General features: G+C 66.1%; 19 protein-coding genes. 13 read left to right on the top strand and 6 right to left on the bottom strand.

Annotated elements, in window-relative coordinates:
* Positions 1–71: 71 nt before the first annotated feature.
* Both AC3WLX_RS09160 and AC3WLX_RS09165 read left to right on the top strand, forming a co-directional pair.
* On the top strand, positions 72–1,262 hold the full coding sequence (locus AC3WLX_RS09160; RefSeq protein ID WP_291623389.1) for a urate hydroxylase PuuD: 1,191 nt from the start codon (positions 72–74) through the stop codon (positions 1,260–1,262).
* A gap of 156 nt (positions 1,263–1,418) precedes the next feature.
* Entirely contained in the window at positions 1,419–2,276 is an 858-nt protein-coding gene (locus AC3WLX_RS09165; RefSeq protein ID WP_492335581.1) for a VOC family protein, read from the top strand.
* Positions 2,277–2,464: 188 nt separating this feature from the next.
* On the opposite strand, the gene AC3WLX_RS09170 is transcribed toward AC3WLX_RS09165, so the two are convergent.
* Complete coding sequence (locus AC3WLX_RS09170; RefSeq protein ID WP_492335582.1) at positions 2,465–2,659, bottom strand: hypothetical protein; 195 nt, start codon at positions 2,657–2,659, stop codon at positions 2,465–2,467.
* Between the two features lie 180 nt (positions 2,660–2,839).
* Between AC3WLX_RS09170 and AC3WLX_RS09175 the strand changes: the two genes are divergently transcribed.
* Together AC3WLX_RS09175 and AC3WLX_RS09180 are read left to right on the top strand one after the other, a co-directional pair.
* Entirely contained in the window at positions 2,840–3,805 is a 966-nt protein-coding gene (locus AC3WLX_RS09175; protein WP_492335583.1) for a lytic transglycosylase domain-containing protein, read from the top strand.
* 71 nt (positions 3,806–3,876) lie between these two features.
* A complete protein-coding gene (locus tag AC3WLX_RS09180; protein ID WP_492335584.1) occupies positions 3,877–4,335 on the top strand; it encodes an NUDIX hydrolase in 459 nt (152 codons plus the stop codon).
* Positions 4,336–4,344: 9 nt separating this feature from the next.
* Here the strand turns inward: AC3WLX_RS09180 and AC3WLX_RS09185 are convergent, their stop codons facing one another.
* A complete protein-coding gene (locus AC3WLX_RS09185; protein WP_492335585.1) occupies positions 4,345–5,328 on the bottom strand; it encodes a Bug family tripartite tricarboxylate transporter substrate binding protein in 984 nt (327 codons plus the stop codon).
* Positions 5,329–5,760: 432 nt separating this feature from the next.
* Between AC3WLX_RS09185 and AC3WLX_RS09190 the strand changes: the two genes are divergently transcribed.
* Both AC3WLX_RS09190 and AC3WLX_RS09195 read left to right on the top strand, forming a co-directional pair.
* A complete protein-coding gene (locus tag AC3WLX_RS09190) occupies positions 5,761–6,363 on the top strand; it encodes a hypothetical protein (RefSeq protein WP_492335586.1) in 603 nt (200 codons plus the stop codon).
* 29 nt (positions 6,364–6,392) lie between these two features.
* Entirely contained in the window at positions 6,393–6,728 is a 336-nt protein-coding gene (locus tag AC3WLX_RS09195) for an HGGxSTG domain-containing protein (RefSeq protein WP_492335942.1), read from the top strand.
* Between the two features lie 246 nt (positions 6,729–6,974).
* Here AC3WLX_RS09195 and AC3WLX_RS09200 read toward each other — a convergent pair whose 3' ends face one another.
* Entirely contained in the window at positions 6,975–7,643 is a 669-nt protein-coding gene (locus tag AC3WLX_RS09200) for a TetR/AcrR family transcriptional regulator (RefSeq protein ID WP_492335587.1), read from the bottom strand.
* Between the two features lie 140 nt (positions 7,644–7,783).
* On the opposite strand from AC3WLX_RS09200, the gene AC3WLX_RS09205 reads away from it, so the two are divergent.
* From AC3WLX_RS09205 to AC3WLX_RS09230, 6 genes are all read left to right on the top strand, one after another.
* Positions 7,784–10,063 carry a TonB-dependent siderophore receptor gene (locus tag AC3WLX_RS09205; RefSeq protein ID WP_492335588.1) on the top strand — a complete coding sequence of 760 codons (2,280 nt, stop codon included), beginning with the start codon at positions 7,784–7,786 and terminating at the stop codon, positions 10,061–10,063.
* A gap of 21 nt (positions 10,064–10,084) precedes the next feature.
* Positions 10,085–11,215: a PepSY-associated TM helix domain-containing protein gene (locus AC3WLX_RS09210; RefSeq protein ID WP_492335589.1), complete on the top strand. Its 1,131-nt coding sequence runs from the start codon at positions 10,085–10,087 to the stop codon at positions 11,213–11,215.
* A gap of 295 nt (positions 11,216–11,510) precedes the next feature.
* Positions 11,511–12,755 carry an MFS transporter gene (locus tag AC3WLX_RS09215; protein ID WP_492335590.1) on the top strand — a complete coding sequence of 415 codons (1,245 nt, stop codon included), beginning with the start codon at positions 11,511–11,513 and terminating at the stop codon, positions 12,753–12,755.
* A 34-nt stretch (positions 12,756–12,789) separates the two neighbouring features.
* Positions 12,790–13,995 (top strand): M20/M25/M40 family metallo-hydrolase, encoded by a 1,206-nt coding sequence (locus AC3WLX_RS09220; RefSeq protein WP_492335591.1) that lies wholly within the window; start codon positions 12,790–12,792, stop codon positions 13,993–13,995.
* A 178-nt stretch (positions 13,996–14,173) separates the two neighbouring features.
* Positions 14,174–15,262, top strand: coding sequence for a mandelate racemase/muconate lactonizing enzyme family protein (locus tag AC3WLX_RS09225; protein WP_492335592.1), 1,089 nt, complete (start codon positions 14,174–14,176; stop codon positions 15,260–15,262).
* Positions 15,263–15,553: 291 nt separating this feature from the next.
* Positions 15,554–16,717 (top strand): amidohydrolase, encoded by a 1,164-nt coding sequence (locus tag AC3WLX_RS09230; RefSeq protein WP_492335593.1) that lies wholly within the window; start codon positions 15,554–15,556, stop codon positions 16,715–16,717.
* A gap of 191 nt (positions 16,718–16,908) precedes the next feature.
* Here the strand turns inward: AC3WLX_RS09230 and AC3WLX_RS09235 are convergent, their stop codons facing one another.
* Complete coding sequence (locus AC3WLX_RS09235) at positions 16,909–17,142, bottom strand: hypothetical protein (RefSeq protein ID WP_492335594.1); 234 nt, start codon at positions 17,140–17,142, stop codon at positions 16,909–16,911.
* 76 nt (positions 17,143–17,218) lie between these two features.
* On the opposite strand from AC3WLX_RS09235, the gene AC3WLX_RS09240 reads away from it, so the two are divergent.
* The gene (locus AC3WLX_RS09240) at positions 17,219–17,941 is read left to right on the top strand and encodes a DUF72 domain-containing protein (protein WP_492335595.1); all 723 of its coding nucleotides are present in this window, start codon (positions 17,219–17,221) and stop codon (positions 17,939–17,941) included.
* Positions 17,942–18,160: 219 nt separating this feature from the next.
* On the opposite strand, the gene AC3WLX_RS09245 is transcribed toward AC3WLX_RS09240, so the two are convergent.
* Both AC3WLX_RS09245 and AC3WLX_RS09250 read right to left on the bottom strand, forming a co-directional pair.
* Positions 18,161–19,348 (bottom strand): CaiB/BaiF CoA transferase family protein, encoded by a 1,188-nt coding sequence (locus AC3WLX_RS09245; protein ID WP_492335596.1) that lies wholly within the window; start codon positions 19,346–19,348, stop codon positions 18,161–18,163.
* 202 nt (positions 19,349–19,550) lie between these two features.
* Positions 19,551–20,480: a LysR family transcriptional regulator gene (locus AC3WLX_RS09250; protein WP_291620192.1), complete on the bottom strand. Its 930-nt coding sequence runs from the start codon at positions 20,478–20,480 to the stop codon at positions 19,551–19,553.
* Positions 20,481–20,561: the final 81 nt, after the last annotated feature.

The following is a 20,561-nucleotide window of genomic DNA, read 5'->3' on the forward strand; positions in this document are numbered from 1 at the left end:
ACATTGTGAGGGCGGCGGCCGTTTGCTGTCGTCGAAGCTGCGGCACCCATGTCGCACCTGATGGGGAGATCATGTGGGGATCCGTCATATCGGAATGGGCGAGCCTGCTGCTGCGCGGGCTGCACGTGGTGGCCGCGATCGCCTGGATCGGCAGTTCCTTCTATTTCATCGCCCTCGATCTCAGCCTCAGGCCGGGCCGCAACCTGCCCGACGGCGTCCAGGGCGAGGCTTGGCAGGTCCATGGCGGCGGCTTCTACCGGATCATGAAATATCTGGTGGCCCCACGCCAGATGCCGAACGAACTGACCTGGTTCAAATGGGAGGCCTATACCACGTGGCTGTCCGGCTTCGCCTTGATGGTGGTGGTGTACTATCTCGAGGCCGATCTGTTCCTGGTCGACAGATCCGTGCTCGACCTCACCCCGGCGCAGGCCGGGCTTTTCAGCTTCTGCAGCCTCGCTCTGGCCTGGCTGCTGTATGAAGCGGCCTGCCGCACCGGGCTCGCGCAGCGCGAGCTGCCCTTCGCCATCGGCGGCTATCTGTTCCTGGTCGCGCTCACCTATGCCTTCACCCATGTGCTGAGCGGCCGCGGCGCCTTCAATCAGATCGGAGCGATCATCGGCACCATCATGGTGGCCAATGTGTTCACGCTGATCATCCCGAACCAGAAGAAGATCGTCGCCAGCCTGATCGCAGGACAGGCACCCGATCCGAAGCTCGGCAAGGCCAGCAAGGAGCGCTCGGTCCACAACAACTATCTGACACTCCCCGTGGTCGTGCTGATGATCAGCAACCATTATCCCCTGCTCTACGCCACCCGCTTCAACTGGATCATCGTCGCGATCGTCCTGGCGCTCGGTCCCGTGATCCGCCACTTCTTCAACGCGCGGCATGCGGGGCGTCCATCGCCGTGGTGGGTGTGGGGCGTCGCCGCGGCCGGCGTGACCGCGATCCTCTTCCTCTCCGCGGCCGGCCCGCGCGAGGTCAGGACCGGCGCCATGGCGGCCCAGCCGACGCTCGCCAATGTCGAGGAGATCGTGATCTCCCGCTGCAGCATGTGCCACGCGGCCGAGCCGGTCTGGGCGGGCATCGTCACCGCTCCGAAAGGCATCCTGCTCGATGCCCCCGAGCACATCCATCGCAACATTCGCCTGATCGGGCGGGTGGCCGCCTGGTCGAACGCCATGCCGCCGGGCAACATCACCGAGATGACGAGCGAGGAGCGTGCCGTCCTCGCAGCCTATATCGACCAGGCGCGCTGAGCCGCGTCGGGCGAGATGCATTGCGCGGAATGAAACTGCGCATCTCCCGCCGAATTGAAAATGACTTTGAAAATGACTTGGCCGCCTATCCGGCGTAGACATGACGGCAAGCCGCTTGCGCGGCGCAAAGTCAGCCTGCAATCGGGGAAGAGAACAGTGGCCCTCCAGAACATCATCGGTATCGACCACGCCGTGGTCATGGTGAAAGACCTCGACAAGGCGGCCGAGAATTACCGGCAGCTCGGCTTCACCGTGTCCCCGCGCGGCACCCACAGCGTCCATATGGGCACGGGCAATTACACCATCATGTTCGACCCTGACTACATGGAGTTACTCGGCGTGCTCGATGCGACCGAGCTCAATGCTCCCGCGCGCGCCTTTCTCGACAAGCGCGGCGAAGGCATCGAACGCATCGCCTTCACCGCGATCGATTCCGCCGCCGGCGCCGAGGAGATCCGGGCACGGGGCCTGGAGCCGATCGGCCCGACCGATTTCGAACGTCCGGTAACGCTGCCCGACGGCACGGTCGCGGCGGCGAAATTCCGCACCTTCATGTGGCCGACGGCGGAAGCGCCGGGCGGCGTGCGCATCTTCGCCTGCCAGCACAAGACGCGGGAGACCGTCTGGATTCCCGAACTGATGCAGCACGCCAATGCAGCGAAGCGGATCAGGCAAACACTGATCGCAACACCGGAGCCGGCCAAGGAGGCCGCGCATCTCGCCCGCCTGGTCGACCGCGAGTCGAAGGCGGAGGCCGACGGCGGCGTGACCGTCCCCTCCGGCGGAGACCGCGCCGACTTCGTCTATTTGACGCTCGACCAGCTCGGCAAGCGCTATCCCGGCGTGCCGCTCGCAGGCCTCTCCGAGCGCGGCGGCGCTGCGCTGGTGCTCGCCAGCGGCGATCTCGCGGCGACGGAGAAGGCGCTGGGCTCGGCCGCGGTGCGGAGCGGAGCCGCGATCTGCGTACCGCCGGCCAAGGCCAACGGCACCCTGCTCGCCTTCGTTGCCGGCTGACGAGTGCTAGTTGGAGGCGCGCCGGCAGGCCGTCTTGACCTGCTGCTTCGCGGAGCTCTCCGTCGGCGGATCGAGAAAGACGGCGCGCGTGCCGCGCTTGACGTTCTCGCCAATCACACGTGCGTCCCAGTTGTCATGCCGTTCTGCTTGGCGAAGGCCTCGAGCGCCTTCTGCGCATTGTCGCCGAGCTAGCCGTCGATCTCGCCCGGCGAAAATTGCGCGCGGTCGAGCAGGACCTGCAGCTTCACCACCGCTGGATGGAGCTTGTCGGTGGCCGACGGCTTCGCAGGACGCGCAGAATCATTCACCGCAGCAGGATCGAGATTGCCCGCGAGCACCGGCGCGACGAGCCACAGCGACATCACCGCACCTAGCCATCGCATCGTCATCGCATCCCATTCGCAATAGCCCGCGGAGCCGCGGAGAGTTTCGTTTCGGGAACCCCGTAGTAACACCGAAGGAACCGGCGAGACCGCAGCTTTGCCGCAATCGGAAGGTTAATCACTTCCTATCGCCGGCGCATCGCTGGCTGTTCATCCCACAGTTCGAGGTTGCCCCAGCTAATGCGATTTGTCGTCGCGGCTTGCGCCGCGTTCATGCTTCTGATGTGCGACCTCGATCTGTCGGCGTCGCGGCAAACACCAACGATCGACACCGCCGTTCTCGAGAACAATCATGCCTCGCCACTTGTTCCCGCGGTCGAGATCTTCCTGGCCAGCGTACAGGCCATCGACGTTGCCAACGCACGCGCAGCGCATGAGGGAACCATCGAGCCGCCGCGCGCGAACGAGCCCGTCGTCGAGGGGCCGGTTTCACCGACCCACGAGTTCTGCCACGCGCTTCGCGGAGCCGCCGAGGCCAGCGGCATTCCGGTGCCGTTCTTCGCACGCCTGATCTGGCAGGAGAGCCGCTTCAAGTCCGACGAGGTCAGCCATGCCGGCGCGCAGGGCGTCGCGCAATTCATGCCGGGGACGGCGGCCGAGGTCGGGCTCGACGATCCCTTCGACCCGATGAAGGCGCTGCCGGCGTCGGCGAAGTTCCTGCGCAAGCTGCGTGACGATTTCGGCAATCTCGGCCTCGCCGCCGCCGCCTACAACGCCGGCCCCGGCCGCGTCCAAAAATGGCTGGCCCGAGAGAGTGGGCTGCCGCGCGAGACGCGCGACTATGTGCGCATCATCACCGGCACCAAAGCCGAGGACTGGATCGAACGTTCCGAAGCGCTCGCGATCCGGATCGACCTGCCGCGCGAAGCGCCGTGCGAGGGCGTCGGCAGCCTCTCCAAGGCCAAGGACGTCGCCTGGGTTCCGGTCAACCTGACGCCGTTGGTCACGCGCATCATTGGCAAGGCCGAGCAGATCGCCGCGCGTGCGACAACGAACCGCGCGCGCAAGCGGTTTGCAAGCCAGCTGCGGAACAAGGCCGCGGACCACCGCAAGGGACGCAGCATGATCGCGGCACGCGCGGCCGGCAAGAGCGCCAAGGCGCGCGCCGTTCGCTTGGCATCGGGCGATCGGCCACCCGGCTCGTAATCGGAGCCGCCCGCTTGCGCGGCGCCACTTTTCCGGAGAGAAAGCCAGAGCGCCGTTGCACGGGACCTGCCATGCCATCGAGGAGCGCCGGGATCATCGCCTATCGGACGCGCGGGGCAATCGAGGTGCTCCTCGTTCATCCCGGCGGGCCGTTCTGGCGCAACAAGGATCTCGGCGCATGGTCGATCCCGAAGGGCGAATACGCCGACGGTGAAGACGCGGAGATTGCAGCGCGACGGGAGTTTGCCGAGGAGCTTGGACTGGCGCTGTCCGTGCCGCTGACCGCACTCGGCGAAGTCAGGCAGCGCGGCGGCAAGCTCGTCACCGCGTTCGCGGCCGAGCTCGACGTCGAGATGCGCCGCATTCGCAGCAACACTTTCGAGATGGAATGGCCGCCGCGCAGCGGCAAGCGGCAGGCCTTTCCGGAAGTCGACCGCGCCGAATGGTTCGGGCTCGACGCAGCGCGAGAGAAGATCAATGCCGGGCAACGTCCGCTGCTTGATCGGCTGGAACAGCTGATCGGCGGCTAGCGCCTCGCCTCACTCCGCCTTGATGTTCGCTGCCGCGACGACCTCGGCGAGCTCCCTGGTCTCCTTGGCGATCTTCGCGGCGTAGTCGGCCGGGCTGAGCACGGACACGACGCCCTGCGAGCCGAGCTTCTCCTCGGCGGTCGGATCCTTGGCGGCGGCGACGATCTCCCGGTGCAGCGTCTCCAGGATCGGCGCCGGCGTGGCTTTCGGCATGAAGAAGCCGACCCAGAACGAGATGTCGAAGCCGGGATAGCCGGCCTCCGCCACCGTCGGCACGTCGGGCAGCGCCGGCAGCCGCTCGGCCGACGACACCGCCAGCGCGCGCAGCTTGCCGGCCTTGACCAGCGGCACGGCGGAGAGCGGATCGAACACCGCCAGCACCTCCTGCGCGAGGATGCCGACCTCGGCGGCCGAGCCGCCGCGATAGGGCACGTGGATCATCTTGATGCCGGCCTTCTGGCTGAGCAGCTCCATGGCGAGATGTGCGAGGTTACCGTTGCCGCCGGAGCCATAGGCGAGCGCGCCCGGCGCGGCCTTGGCCGCGGCGACGAGATCGGCCACCGTCTTGATGTTCGCCGTCTTGGGATTCTCCGGGTTGACGACGAGGACGAGCGGCGCCGACACCACCGTGGTGAGCGGCGCAAAGTCTTTCTCGGGGTCGTAGCGGATGTCTTTGAACAGCGTCTTGTTCAGCGTGATCGTGGAGGAGTTGCAGGCGAGCATGGTGTAGCCGTCCGCATCCGCGCGGGCGACGCCTTCGGCGGCGATCATGCCATTGGCCCCGGCGCGGTTCTCGACCACGAAGGGCTGGCCGAGCTTGTTGCTGAGGCGATCGCCGATGATGCGGGCGACGACGTCGACCGGCCCGCCGGCGCTGAAGCCGACCATGACCTTGACCGGCCGCGACGGGTATTTCTGCGCGAGGGCCTCTGTCGCCAGCACCAAGGCGAATAATCCGGCGATGACTGCCAGCGCGCGAGCCGATCGTTGCATTCGTTCTCTCCCAGACCTCTTGGCGCCGCTTGTGCATGCTTGTTGGCACGGCGCCCTCGACGATCATGATTAGCGGCCGTGCCGGATTTCGCAATCGCGTTTGCGCGCCGGCATTCCGCCGCGCGGCACGTGCGCGCCGCTTCCAAAACAAAAGTGCGAAAACAACCCCATGCACAGTAGACGGGCCCTGTCAGAACAAGGGCTTGCGTTGGGCTGCGGAAAATTTTCGGATTTACGAAATAAACTCTGTCACGTCGGGCAAAACAGTGGCATACTGGCATCATCGCAACACGCGTGAGCATCACGGCCTGCCGATCGCAGCCGTGCCGACGCGATTGCGTCTAAACCCTTCATCGACATTTCGAAATCCGCATTCGCGCGCGGCGGCGAACGGCCGTGCGCGGCTAGCGCGCTTCTCAGAGGACACAGCCCATGACGACAGCTCTCTCGCGTCCCATCACGTCGCCGCTCGCGGTAAACGACCGCAGCGCCCCCGCAGCGCCGCCGCGTGTCAAGCTCTACAAGCGGCGCATCGCGATCAGCCATCCCGACCCACAGGCCGGCGAGCTGCTGCTGGCCGAGGCGCTCGGCGCCGCCGACCGCGACGCGATGCACGGCATTTTGCGGCAATTGGTCAAGGCCAGCGTGGTCGGGCAGAAGCCCGATGAGGCCAATCTCGCCTTCATGATCTCGACGATCAGGAGCATCGCTCCGAAGGATTCCATCGAGGCGTTGCTGGTGGCCCAGATGGTGTCGGTGCACATGGCCGCGATGCGCTGCGCCTGCCGGCTCGCCTGCACCGACGATCTCGCGCAGCAGGAGGGCATCGCCCGCGCCTTGACCCGGCTCTCCCGCACCTTCGCCGCCCAGGTCGAAGCGCTCAATCGCCACCGCAACAGCGACGAGCGCGCGATCACGGTGCAGAATTTGTCGGTGCAGGACGGCGGACGGGCGATCGTCGGCAATGTCACGCAGAATGGAAGCATGCTCGTCGCCGACGCAAATCCGGACGCGATACACGCGGCGGGCCGATGACCGGCGATCACGTCCGCAACACGCGCGCGATGCAGTCGAGCCTTCGCTGCGGCGCGAGGACCCGCAATGGCGGGACCTGCCGCGCACCGGCGAGGAAGGGCAAGCAGCGATGTCGCATGCACGGCGGATCGCGGCGATCGGGTGCGCCGCGGGGAAACGGCAATGCACGAAAGCACGGGTTATTCACCCGGGATGCGGTTCAGGAACGAAAGCGTATCGGCTCTCTGCTGGACGAGGCGCACCAGTTGCTGAAGGAGATGACCTCATCTCTCGAGTCGCGTCCTGCTGTGGCCACGACAGCGTCTCCAAAGGCGAGCCTGCCACGACCTGCAGAGCACTCGCAATCAACCGTTCGGCAAGGCTGAGCAAGCGCCTCGTCCTTCGAGACGCGCGCAAGGGCGCGCTCCTCAGGATGAGGCTGACCAGCAGCTATCGCGCGGCACAGGTGCTGCGACCGTTTTTGACGCCGCAAACTCAGTCTTCATTCTGAAAGCTCGCCGAAGTCGGGCGTCTCGACGAATGGCCGCGGGCGAGTTTCCCCGCCGCGGTTGCTCACCTGCGATCGCCTCGCCGCGACCGGTCCGGCAACACGGCAGCCCTCAACCGTCCCGTCATCCGGCAGCGCCGCCGAGAAAGAGCTTCCATGCCTTCTCGAAATACAGCTTCCGCTCCTTTGCCGAGGCGAGCGGCTTGTAGCCGAACATCGCAAGCGTCGTCGGACCGACGATGATGCTGTTGATCAGAAAGTCGGTCAGGAAGTTGACGTCACCCGGCACGATGCGCCGATCGGCTTGAGCTTTCGTGACCGATGTCCGCAGCAGCGACATGATGGCGTCGGGCTCGGGCTGGGCCTGACTGCCGGCGGTCACGAGGCTTTCGCTCGCGGCGATGCGCTTGAAGGCCACCAGTTCCGGATCGAGATTGAGGTCGAGCAGCAGGCTTGCCAGCTCCTTGAGCTGCGCCAGGCTGTTGTGGCCGGACTGCCTCACCTGAAGATCGGCCAATCGCTCCATGATCCGGCGGCGGCTTCGCTCGAGCACCGCGGCGAAGATCGCGCCTTTCGACGGATATCTCCGGTAGATGGTGTCCTTGCCCGCCCCGCATTCCGCGATGACGCGCTCCATCGAGGTCGCGGCATAGCCGTCCCGGGCGAACAATGCTGCAGCAACGGCCAGGATCCGCTCCTCGATCGCCTGCGCTTCTTCCCTGGTCGGCCGCCCGCCACGCCCCTCGCCGCCACGCGCCTTGGCGCGTTTGCCGGTCTTCACCGCCGTCTTCATGCCTTCCCTGCGCTCCCGGAATCATTCTGGACTTTTAATAGTTCTAAATAAGCGAAAACGCCAACTGCATAACTGGACAGTTCCGTCCCGTTTTGTTTTAAGCCGTTCTTGCAGATATCGGGTGGGGACTTGAAATGGGAATGACCGGGAGATCGCAGCGGACTCTGCGAGGCGCGGCACTTTTGCTGGGTTCTACCGCTTTTCTGGCGTTCGACGTGCCGGCCTTCGCGCAAGGCACAACGCTGCCGCCGGTCACGGTGGACGCGCCGCAAGCGCACCGGACGGCGCGTCAGGCGACATCGCAGCATCCGCAAAGGGCGGCGCGGCGCAACGCCCGGGCGGGACATTCCGGCACACCGGCGCCGACTCTTCCAGCCGCGACGGGTTCGGCGCCCCGGCAGGACACACGCGACCAGGTGCTTGCCACCAGCCAGTCGACGGCAACCAAGACCTCCACGCCGGTGCTGGAGACGCCGCAATCGGTCACCACGGTCACGCGCGGGCAGATCGATACGCAGAACCCCCAAACCGTAGGCAACGCCCTGCAATACACGACAGGCGTCCTCTCCGAACGCGATGCGACCACGCGCTATGACAGCGTGTTCCTGCGCGGCATCGGCGGCTTCGGCACCTCGACCAACTTCGTCAGCTTCCTCGACGGATTGAAGCTGCCACGCGGACAGGCCTTCGCGGTGACGTCGATCGACGCGTTCCTGCTCGACCGCATCGAGGTCATCAAGGGCCCATCCGCCGTGCTCTACGGGCAGATCAGCCCCGGCGGCCTCGTCAACCTGGTCAGCCGTCAGCCGAGCGACATTCCCTACAACGAAGCGCGCATCGAAGGCGGCAGCCATGGCCGCGTCCAGGGCGGGATCACCAGCCAGGGCCCGCTCGACGCCGCGCATCAATGGCTCTACAGCATCAGCGCGATCGGCCGGATGTCGGGCACGCGCTATGACGACGTGGACGAGCAGCGCTTCGGCGTGGCGCCGGCGATCACCTGGCGGCCGGACGCCGACACGCAGCTGACCGTATCCGGCTTCTACCAGCGCGATCCGAAGGGCGGCTATTTCAACTCGCTCTATCCGCAATCGCTCGCGCCCGCGGCGTACAAGCCCTATCTCAACCGCAATCTGAACATCGGCGACCCCGGCTTCGACCGCTTCGACCGCGAGCAAGCCGGCGTCGGCTACGTGTTCGACCGCCGCCTCAACGACGTCGTGAGCTTCCACTCGGCGCTGCGCTATTCCAAGGTCGACACCGACTTCCAGTCGCTGCAGATGGCAGGCGCGCTGACGGCGGCCGGCACGATTCCCCGCGCGGCGATCCGGTCCATCGAGAGCGCCGAGGGCATCACCGCCGACAACCGCCTGCGCTTCGACTTCCGGACCTCCGCGGTCGAACACACCGTGCTCGCCGGCTGGGATCAGCAGAATTCGCGCAGCTCGTGGATCTACCAATTCGGCGGCGCGACCTCGCTGGATGTCGTCAATCCCGTCTATTATCAGCCGGTGGGAACGCTGTTCCCGTTCATCAACAACGACCAGTCGCTGACGCAGACGGGCATCTATGTGCAGGACCAGATGAAGTTCGGCGGCTTCCGCCTGACCCTCGGCACGCGGCACGACTGGACGGAGCAGACCAACGACAACCGCATCTCCGCGACGAGGCAGTCGCAGGAGAGCGACAGGCAGACCTATCGCGCCGGCCTGCTCTATCTCTTCGACAACGGCCTCGCCCCCTATGTGAGCTATTCGACCTCGTTCGAGCCGACCATCGGCGTCGGCAGCAACGGCCTGCCCTTCGTGCCTACGACCGGCGAACAGTATGAAGGCGGCCTGAAGTACAAGCCGGCCTTCGCCGACATGCTGTTCACGGCGGCCGTGTTCGACCTGCGCCAGCAGAACACGCTGACGCCGTCCACTGTCCCGGGCTTCAGCGTGCAGCAGGGCGAGATCCGCTCGCGCGGTGTCGAGCTGGAAGCGCGCGGCAAGCTGACCGAGAACATCGAGATCATCGCGGCCTCGACCTTCCTCGACACCAAGGTGACGAAATCGACCGATCTCACCGCGATCGGCAAGCGCCCGCAAGCCGTGCCGACGCATTTCGAATCGCTGTGGGCGAATTACAGCTTTCTCAGCGGCGGCCTCGCCGGGCTGACCGTCGGCGGCGGCGTCCGCTCGGTCGGCCCGAGCTATGGCGACGACATCAACAGCCTGGTATCGCCGGGATACGTCGTGGTCGACGCTGCCGTGCGATACGATCTCGCCAACCTGGTGCGGGCCTGGAAGGGCGCGGAGGTCACGCTCAACGTCACCAACCTCTTCGACAAGAGCTACTACACGAGCTGCAGCTCGAATTTCTACTGTCAGTTCGGAAACGGCCGCCTCGTGCTGGCGGGCCTGCGCTACAGGTGGTGATCGCATGATGTTGCGTCGGCCATGACGACGAGACGGCTGCGGCGGTGGTCCTGGATCCACAAGTGGAGCAGCCTGATCTGCACGATCTTTGCGCTGCTGCTGTGTCTCACGGGGCTGCCCCTCATCTTTCACGAGGAGCTGGGACCGAATCCGGCGATCGACGAGGTTGCCGAACCCGGTGTCCGCGCGTCGGTGGACAAGATGATCGCCGAGGCGCTCGCGGAGCGGCCGGGCGAGGTCGTCCCGTACCTGTTCTACGATCGCGACAAGCCGATTGTGAAGGTGCCGACGGCCGCCAGCATGACGTCTGCGCCTGACACTTTCTTCTACAAGGTGTTCGACATCAGGACCGGCAAGGCACTCAGCGTCGATCAGCCCAACGAGGGCATCATCTATGTCATGCTGCGGCTCCACACCGATTTGTTTGCCGGCATCAAGGGCATGCTGTTCCTGGGCGGCATGGGGTTGTTGCTGACCCTTTCGATCGTCTCGGGCATGGTGCTGTACGGACCGTTCGCGCGCCGGCTCAGATTCGGCGAGATACGCAAGCGACACAGCAACCGGCTGCGCTGGCTCGACCTGCACAATCTGCTCGGCATCATCACCCTGGCCTGGTTCGGCGTCGTCACGCTGACAGGCGTGATCAATACGCTGGCGGGGCCGATCGAGCTGATGTGGCAGTCCAACCAGCTGCTCGAGATGGCCGCGCAAAACCGGGGTCAGGCGCAAAGCGACCGCAAGGCTCCGGTCGACCTGGTGCTCGCCAATGTCCGTGCGGCCGAGCCGGGAATGACCGTCACCACACTCGCCTTCCCCGGCAGCCCGTTTTCCACCCCCACCCATTACGCGGCGTTCCTGACCGGGGATACGCCACTGACAAGTCGTATCCTCAAGCCGGCCATCATCGATGCCGCCAGCGGCGAAGTCGTCGCGGTTCGCGACATGCCCTGGTACGCGACCGCCTTGTTCGTGTCGCAGCCGCTGCATTTCGGCGACTATGGCGGCCTGCCGCTGAAGATCATCTGGGCGATGCTCGACATCGTCACCATTATCATCCTGATCAGCGGCCTGTATCTCTGGCTTGTCAAATGGCGCTCGGGCCGCGTTCGCCGCGAAGCGCCGGGAACAATTTCGGCGGAGGCCGCCCGATGAGCACGGGCCGGACACGGCGGGCAGTCTGGGCGATCCCGGCGCTTCTGGCGCTGGTGACGCTGTGCGGTCTGATCGCCGCCCTGGCCGGTGAAGGGGGCATCTGGTGGACGCTTTCGTGGGCGGCACTGGCGGTTCCTTGCGCGTGCAGCGCATATTATCTCGTTCGCGGACTGTTACCGCCCGGAAGGCCGTGACATCGCACCGGTTCACGCCTGCAGGGACACGCCGCCCGGCCATTGGCACCCGCTCCTCAATCCTGTAACCCCACCCGAAACCTTCTCGGGACGGGACGCTCATGACCACCGCCGCCAACGACGCGGGCATCGCGACCCGCGCGCTGATCTTCGCGCTCGTCGCGCTCGCCTGCGGGCACATGCTCTCCACATTGCTGCGCACGATTCCGGCCGTCAGCCTCGACCTGATGGCGGCGGATTTCCGCATCGAGCCGCAGGCACTGGCGAGCCTCACTTCGATCTATCCTTTTGCCTTTGCGGCGGCGCAGATCCCGGTCGGGGCGGCGATGGACCGGTTCGGCGTGCGGCCGGTGTCGCTCGCCCTGCTCGCGGGAACCGTGTTCGGCGCGATGGCGTCCGGCTTTGCGACGGGACCCGAGAGCTTTGCCGTCGGGCAGCTGCTGCTCGGCGTTGCCACCTCGGGCATGCTGATGTGCCCGATGACGCTCGCAGCCAAGCAATTGTCGGCGGCGCGGTTCGGATTGTGGTCCGGCGCGATCCTCTCGATCGGCAATATCGGCATGCTGCTGTCGGCGAGCCCGCTCGCCTTCGTGGTCGACGCCTATGGCTGGCGCGCGGGGTTCTGGCTCTCCGCGATCGGCGGCGTCGCGGTTGCGCTCGCGGTGTTCGCGCTGGTGCCGAACCAGCCGGCCGAGCACAAGGACGAATCCTCGCCGCTGGCGCAGATGATCGAGGTGCTCAGGCTCGGCCTCTCTCGCCCGTTGCGCGGCCTGATCGCGCTGGCGCTGGTGTCGCTGGCGACCTCGCTGGTGCTGCGCGGCCTGTGGGGCGGGCCGTGGCTGATGGACGTCAAGGGATTGTCGCGGGTCGAGGCCGGCAACCAGCTCGGCGCGTTCACGCTGGCGATGATTGTCGGCCCCCTCTGCATCGGCGTGATCGACCGCAGGCTCGGGCACCGGCGCGGCCTGGTGGCGGGCTCGCATCTGGCCGCCGCCGTGCTGCTGGCGCTGATGGCCCTGGGCGCACCGCATTATGCGGTCTCGGTGCTTTTCGGCCTGCCCGTGATGCCGCCGCAATACGACCTCGTGCTGTTCGTGTTGATCGGGCTGGCGACCTCCGCCCAGCCTTTGCTGTTCGGGATGTCGCGGCAGCTGGTCGATGCGCAAGCCACCGGCAAGGCGCTTGCGGCCGTGAACCTCGCCTTCTTCCTTGGCGCGGCGCTGATGCAGTCGGTCACCGGTGCGGTGGCGGCGCTCGCGGGATTGCCGGCGGTGCTGCTGTTCATGGCTGCCATGCTGGCGCTCGGCGTGCTGATCTTCTTGGCTTACACCGCGCCGAGCCCATAGGATGGCGCGACCTCGCCCGCCAAAGGAATCACTCATGTCCGTCGACACCAAAGCCGCCACCGACCGTCTCATGCGCTTTCTCTCGGTCGAAGGCGTCACCGGGCAGGAGGCGGCGATCGGGCGTGAGCTGACGGCCGCGCTGAAGGAGGCCGGCGTGCCGGCCAAGGCGATCCGGCTCGACGACGCCAACACCCGCATTCCCGTGCCGACCGAGACCGGCAACCTCATCGTCGACCTGCCCGGCCGCGGCGCGCTGCACAACCAGCCGCGGATCATGTTCATGACCCACATGGACACCGTGCCGCTCTGCGCCGGCGCCAGGCCGAAGAAATCCGGGCGCAAGATCGTCAACGAAGCCAGGACCGCGCTCGGCGGCGACAACCGCTGCGGCTGCGGCGTGCTGGTGACGCTGGCGGCCGAGCTCGCCAAGCAGAAGCTCGATCATCCGCCGATCACGCTATTGTTCTGCGTGCGCGAGGAGAGCGGGCTCTACGGCGCGCGCTACGTCAAGCTGGACGAACTCGGCGCGCCCGTGATGGCGTTCAACTATGACGGCGGCGCCGCCTCGAACGTCGTCATCGGTGCCGTCGGCGCGGACCGCTGGAGCGTCGAGATCTTCGGCCGCGCCTCGCATGCCGGCGTCGCGCCGGAGCGCGGCATCTCCTCGACCATGATCATGGCGCTGGCTCTGGCCGACGTGAAGGCCGGCGGTTGGTTCGGCAAGGTGGTGAAGGGCAAGGGCGCCAACGTGAAGATGGGCACCAGCAATGTCGGCCCGGTCACCGGCGGCGAGGGCCGCCCGGCGGGCGATGCCACCAACGTCGTCACCGACTACGTCCATGTGCGCGGCGAGAGCCGCAGCCATGACGGCAAATTCTTCAAGGAGATCACCAGGGCCTACAAGTCCGCGTTCGAGAAGGCGGCCAAGAAGGTGACGAACGCGCAAGGCAAGTCCGGCAAGGTGAAGTTTAAGGCTGAGACCGACTATTATCCGTTCCGCATGAAGGACAGCCAGCCCGTCATCAAGCGCGCGGTCGAGGCGGTGTCCGCGGTCGGCGGCACGCCGAACGTCCGCACCGCCAATGGCGGCCTCGATGCCAACTGGATGGTCCGCCACGGCATTCCGACCGTGACCTTCGGCGCCGGGCAGAACGAGGCACACACGGTCGACGAATGGATCAATCTCGACGAATACGACCGAGCCTGCGCGCTGGCGGTGCAGCTGGCGACGATGCGGTGAGTTGGGTCGAAGGGTGGGTTAGCCCCACGACTGCGCAAGGCGCAGTTCGCGCGGCGTAACCCACCGCGTCTGCGCCGCGGAGATTATAGAGGTGGGTTACGCCGAGCACATGCGCTTTGCGCATCTGCTCGGCTAACCCACCCTACGAAGAAGAAAGAAGAAGAGACAGGGAGGCACCATGGCACGCATTGCGACAATCGAGACCGGATTCTACCGGATCCCCCTTCCCGTCACGCTCTCGGACTCCACGCATGGCGAGATCACCGCGTTCGAGCTGATCACCTGCCGGATCCGCGATGCCGAGGGCGCCGAGGGCGTCGGCTATACCTATACGGTCGGGCGCAACGGCGGGGCGGTGGCCGACATTCTCAAGCGCGAGATCCCGCCGCTGATCGAGGGACGCGAAGCCGAGGATACCGAAGCGATCTGGCATCACGTCTGGTGGGCGCTGCATTATGGCGGGCGCGGCGGACCGGCGGTGCTGGCGCTATCGGCGGTCGACATCGCCTTGTGGGACCTGAAGGCGCGGCGCGCCAAGCTGCCGCTGTACCGATTGCTCGGCGGCTTCGATGCGCGGGTGCCGTGCTATGCCGGCGGCATCGACCTCGATCTCTCGGTCGACGCGCTGCTCAAGCAGACCGACGGCAATCTCGCCAAGGGATTCCGCGCCATCAAGATGAAGGTCGGCCGGCCCGACCTGAAAACGGACGTCGCGAAGGTCGCGGCGATGCGACAGCATCTCGGCGAAGGCTTTCCGCTGATGGCGGACGCCAACATGAAATGGACGGTCGAGGAGGCGATCCGCGCCGCGCGCGCCCTCGTGCCTTACGATCTGACCTGGCTCGAAGAGCCGATCATCCCCGACGACGTCGCCGGCCACGCGCGCATCCTGCAGGCGGGCGGCGTGCCGATCGCGGCGGGCGAGAATCTGCGCTCGCTGTGGGAGTTCAAGAACTACATCGCATCCGGCGCGGTGTCCTATCCCGAGCCCGACGTGACCAATTGCGGCGGCGTCAGCGCGTTCATGAAGATCGCGCGGCTGGCGGAGGCGTTCAACCTGCCCGTCACCAGCCACGGTGCGCACGACATCACCGTGCATCTGCTCGCAGCCTGCCCGAACCGGTCGTATCTGGAGGCGCATGGTTTTGGGCTCGACAAGTATATCGAGCATCCACTGGTGCTGCAGGACGGGCTTGCGCTGGCGCCGGACAGGCATGGCCATGGGATCGGTTTCGACTGGACGGGGCTGGCAAAGCTGGCGGGGTAGGAGTGGTCCCTCACCTCTCCCGCTTGCGGGAGAGGTCGGCGCGTCCGGGCGATGCGAAGCATCGTCCCGCGCGCCGGGTGAGGGTTCTCTCCTCTAGGGGGATCCCAACGCGGAAGCACCCTCTCCCCAACCCTCCCCCGCAAGCGGGGGAGGGAGCGCACCTTCTCCGGAGCACAGTGAGCGGCTGAGGCGCGAACGACATTGCTGCGCGCGGGGCATACCAAGGCGCTTGATGCATGACGCGGATAATCCGCTATTGTGCCGGCAACCCATCTCGCGAAAGACCCTATCTTGCCCCCCGAACTGCACCAGAAACTGACCGAATGGCGCAGGCATCTTCATGCCCATCCGGAACTGTCGCTTCAGGAAAAAGCCACCGCCGCCTTCGTGCAGGACAAGCTCACCGAGCTCGGCATTCCCTTCGAGGCTGGCATCGGCGGGCACGGTATCGTCGCGACCTTGAAGCGCGGTCATGCACGCCGCCGCGTCGGGCTGCGCGCCGACATGGATGCGCTGCCGATCACGGAGGATACCGGCCTGCCCTACGCGTCCAGGACACCGGGCGTGATGCATGCCTGCGGCCATGACGGCCACACCGCCGCGCTGCTCGGTGCCGCCGCGCTGCTCGCAGCCGACACCAGCTGGAGCGGCACCGTCGATCTCATCTTCCAGCCGGCCGAGGAAGGCTTCGGCGGCTCGCGCGCGATGGTCGCGGCCGGGCTGTTCGACCGCTTTCCGATGGAGCGGATCTTCGGCTTTCACAACTGGCCGGGCCTTGCCGCCGGCACCGTCGCGGTGCACGACGGCGTCGTCATGGCCTCGGGCGGGCGCATCACCATCACTATCGAAGGCCATGCCGGGCACGCCGGCATGCCGCATCTGACGCGCGATCCGGTCGTCGCGGCGGGACATTTGATCGTGGCGCTGCAATCGATCGTCTCGCGTAGCGTCGATCCGCTCGACACCGCCGTACTGTCGCTCTGTACGATCGAGGGCGGCACCGCGCCGAACCAGATTGCGGGACGCGTCACCATCGGCGGCACGCTGCGTTATCATCGCGAAGAGATCAAGGACGTCATCCTCGATGGCATCGCGCGCAGCTGCGCCGGGATCGCGACCAGCTTCGGCGTCAAGGTCACGCCGGAAATCGTCTGGGGCGTCGGTGTGGTGGTCAACACGCCCGAAGAAGCGGAGCTCGCGCGCATCGCTGCGGAGAAGGTGCAGGCAGAGGTGCGGCGCGACCTCGCGCCGAGCATGGCCGGCGAGGATTTTGCGCACTATCTGCAGCAGCGGCCGGGCGCCTTCGTCTGGATCGGCAACGGCGAATTGCGCGACGGCGCCGAGCTGCACGGCCCGCGCTACGATTTCAACGACGCGATTCTGCCGGTGGCGTCCGGCTGGATGGCCGAGGTCGCCAAGGCGTCGCTGGCCTCGAATGAAAGCACCATGACATGAGGCTTTATCGCTGCAACGGGGAAGGTGCGCTCCCTCTCCCGCTTGCGGGAGAGGGTTGGGGAGAGGGTATTGCCGCGATGGGACAATCCCCAAGAGGAGAAAGCCCTCACCCGCGCCTTCGGCGCGACCTCTCCCGCAAGCGGGAGAGGTGAACAAACCGCGACAGCCAACTTAACCACGAGACATCAGTATCACGAGATCTCGCGCGGCAGCTTCCAATCGGGCCGCGGCGCGAAATTCTCCTCGATGCGCGCGACGTGGTAGCCGGCCGGCAAGAGATTGCCGCCCTCCTCGTCCACGACGGGAACGTCGGTCACGAGGCCCTCGATCAGGGCGGCCTCCCACACTTCCTTTTCGGTCGGAAAGGGATCGCCGATCTGCTTGTTGCCTTCGAACAGCGCGTACATCGGTTCCGGTGCTCGCATTGATCAAGCTCACGAGCAACGTATCGGCCGCACGCGCGTTCCCTCCCGGCAGATGACAAGGGATGGCACGTGAAACATGGCGCGCGTTCTGATCGGAACCTCCGGCTGGCACTACGCCTCCTGGCGCGGACCGTTCTTCCCGGAGGGCGTGACGCTGAAGCAGCAGCTCAGCTATTACGCCGGACAGTTCGACACCACCGAGCTGAACGGGGTGTTCTACCGCACGCCGACGCCCGAGGCGGTGCAAGGCTGGCGCGAGCAGACCGGGCGCGACTTCGTGTTCGCGTGGAAGGCGTCCAAGTTCATCACGCATTGGAAGCGGCTGTCGGAGCGCTCCGTCAACAGCCTCGAGCTGCTGGAGGACCGCATTTCGCGGCTCGGCGGCAAGGCCGGCCCGATCCTGTTCCAGCTGCCGCCGCAATTCGAGGCGAACGCCGACCGGCTCGCCTCCTTCTTCAAGCTGCTGTCGCGGAAGCGGCGTTACAGTTTCGAATTCCGTCATCCGAGCTGGTACCAGCCGCGCATCCTGCGCATGCTGGCGGACGAGAACATCTCGCTGTGCCTGTCCGACCATCACGATGCGCCGGCGCCGTGGAAGCGCACGGCTGATTTCGTCTATGTGCGCGGACACGGGCCGGGCGGACGCTATCACGGGCACTACACCAAGGCCGCGCTGGCGCAATGGGCCAAGCGCATCAAGTCGTGGAAGCGGCAGGGCTGCGACGTCTACGTCTATTTCGACAACGACCAGAAGAGCGCCGCGCCGGCCGATGCAAAGGCGCTGAAGCAGCTGCTGTGATGCCTAAGCGCGATGAAATGGGGCTCGATCGCGCAACGATGGAGGTGCGCTCCCTCTCCCGCTTGCGGGAGAGGGTTGGGGAGAGGGTGCTTCCGCAACGGGACAATCCCCTAGAGGAGAAAGCCCTCACCCGCGTCGCTTCGCGCCGCAACCTCTCCCGCAAGCGGGAGAGGTTGCACCGGGCGCGTGGCAATCGATTCAACCCAAAACCATTCCGCGCTAGATGACACCGCCGTGCCGAAGCGCGGCGATCTCCGCCTCGTCATAGCCGAGCTCGGCGAGGACGCGATCAGTGTGCTCGCCGAGCGTCGGCGGGCGGCTTGCGATCTTGCCCGGCGTTTCCGACAGCCGCACCGCGGCGCGCGACACCGGTGCCTGTTTCGGCAGGCCGGGATAATCGATGTCCTGCATGAAGCCGGCGGCACGGATGTGCGGGTGATCCAGCGCTTGTTGCGGTGAGAGCACCGGGCCGGTCGGGATCATCGCCTGGCCCAGCGCGTCGACGGCGTCCTGCGTGGTACGCTCGGCGCACCAGCGCGCCATCCGCTCGCTGATGATCGCTCCGTTGTTGCCGCGGCTGATGTCGTCGGCAAAGCGCGGATCGTTCAGCCAAAGCTCCTCCTCGCCCATCAGCCTCGCCCAGCGCTTGAACAGCGGATGGCCGGTGACCTGGCACAGCACCCAGCCGTCCGTGGTGCGGTAGATGTCGGCTGGTGCCGAGGTCTGGCCAAGATTGCCTGTCGGCACGCGGTTGACGTCGATGACGGCCTGCTCGATCAGCGTCGCATTGGTGAAGGACAGAGCGGTTGCGAGCAGCGCGCCCTCGACGATCTGTCCGCGCCCGGACTTGCCGCGCTCGATCAGCGCGGCGAGTGTGCCGAACGCGCAATGCAGCGCGGTGCCGAAATCGACCCAGTTCACCGCGGCCCGGTACGGCGGATCGCCCGCGCCCGTCATGTACACCGCACCGGACATCACCTGCCCGACGCCGTCGAAACCAACGCGGTCGGACCAGGGCCCCGGGCCGCCGAACGCGGTCGCCGTGGTCAGGATGATGTCCGGCTTGATGGCCTTCAAGGAATCATAGTCGAGCTTCATGGCGCGCAAGGTCTGCGGCGGCAAATTGGCGACGACGACGTCCGCGGTGGCGACCAGGCGCCGCATCACCGCCTGCCCCTCCGGCTTCATCGGATCGAGCGTGATGCACTTCTTGTTGCGATTGATCTGGAGAAACAGCGCGCCTTCGCCGCCCTCGCCCACCGGCGCCACGAAACGGTCTTCGCTGCCCTCGCGCTTCTCGACGCGGATGACCTCGGCTCCGAACTCGGCCAGCAAGGTCGCGCAATAGGGCCCTGCGATATAGCGCCCGAAATCGAGCACGCGCACGCCCTCCAAAACTCCTCCCATCGCACCCTTCCCTGTTGTTTTGGAGAGCTTACAGGGACTGGCCGGCACGGCAAGATCGCGGCGAGCATGGGGCTTTGCCGCCGGCCGCGTTGCGAGCCCGGCTATCGCAGGACGGAATTTCCCGCGACCTGATTCCCGCCCCGGGCACGGCCGATCGCCTCGGTGATCACCTTGCGGTCGCCGTAAAGCGCTCGAATGTCCGTTACTGGCGTTTCCGACGCTTGGACGGCGTAATGCCAGCTCCACTTTGCCGCCGCGCGAAGTCGACGAACGCCTTGAACGCGGCGGTCGGGTTGCGGCGGCTCGGATAATAGAGGCTCAACGGCGACCGAGTGGGGGTCCAATCCTCAAGCACGCGCACAAGGCGGCCTGCCTCGATGTCGTCTCGCACGTCGGACTCCATCGCGAGGGTGAGACCGACGGAAGCGAGGGCGGCGGTGCGTGCGAGGCTCGCTTCATCGAGGGTGATGGGGCCCTGGACGTCGATGTGGACCGATTGTCCGTCCTTCTCGAACGGCCAGCGGTAGATCGCGCCATCGGGAAGCCGGACGCGGAGACAGGAATGCCCGGCAAGATCCTGAGGGATCAGGGGCGTCCCATGCGTTTTCAAATAGCTCGGCGTGCCCACGACGACACTTCGCCGCCCGACACCCAACGGGATCGCGATCATGTCGGCCGGTACGAGGTCGGCACTTCGGACGCCGAGGTCGAAGCCGCCCGCGACAATGTCCACCAGGCGGCCCTCCGTGACGATATCGATGTGGACCTGTGGATGCACGCGCAGGAACGGTAGGACGAGCGAACTGAAGATCTCCCGCGCCGCCGTCGGAAACGCGTTGATGCGCAGCGTGCCCGACGGCACCGCCTGCTGAGAGCGCGCAACCTCCATCGCCTCATGAATGTCCTGCACGGCCGGAGCGACTTGCGCGACGAACCGTTGGCCTGCCTCGGTCAACGAGACACTTCGCGTCGTCCGGTTGAAGAGCCGGACGCCGAGCGTACGCTCCAGCTTTCCCACCGCATTGCTGAGCGCAGTCGTCGAAACTCCGAGCTCGAGCGCTGCCGTCCGAAACTTGCCCCGGCGCGCCACCATGAGAACTGCGTCCAATTCAGTCAGGCCACTTTGCACTATTATCCCGTCTTTCGTGATGAGGCATCCCGAATTGTCCTGATTATCGCGCGAGCTGTCCACCGCTATTTTGGCTGGCAGCTG

The sequence above is a fragment of the Bradyrhizobium sp. FW305-F6 genome (genome assembly GCF_058782905.1).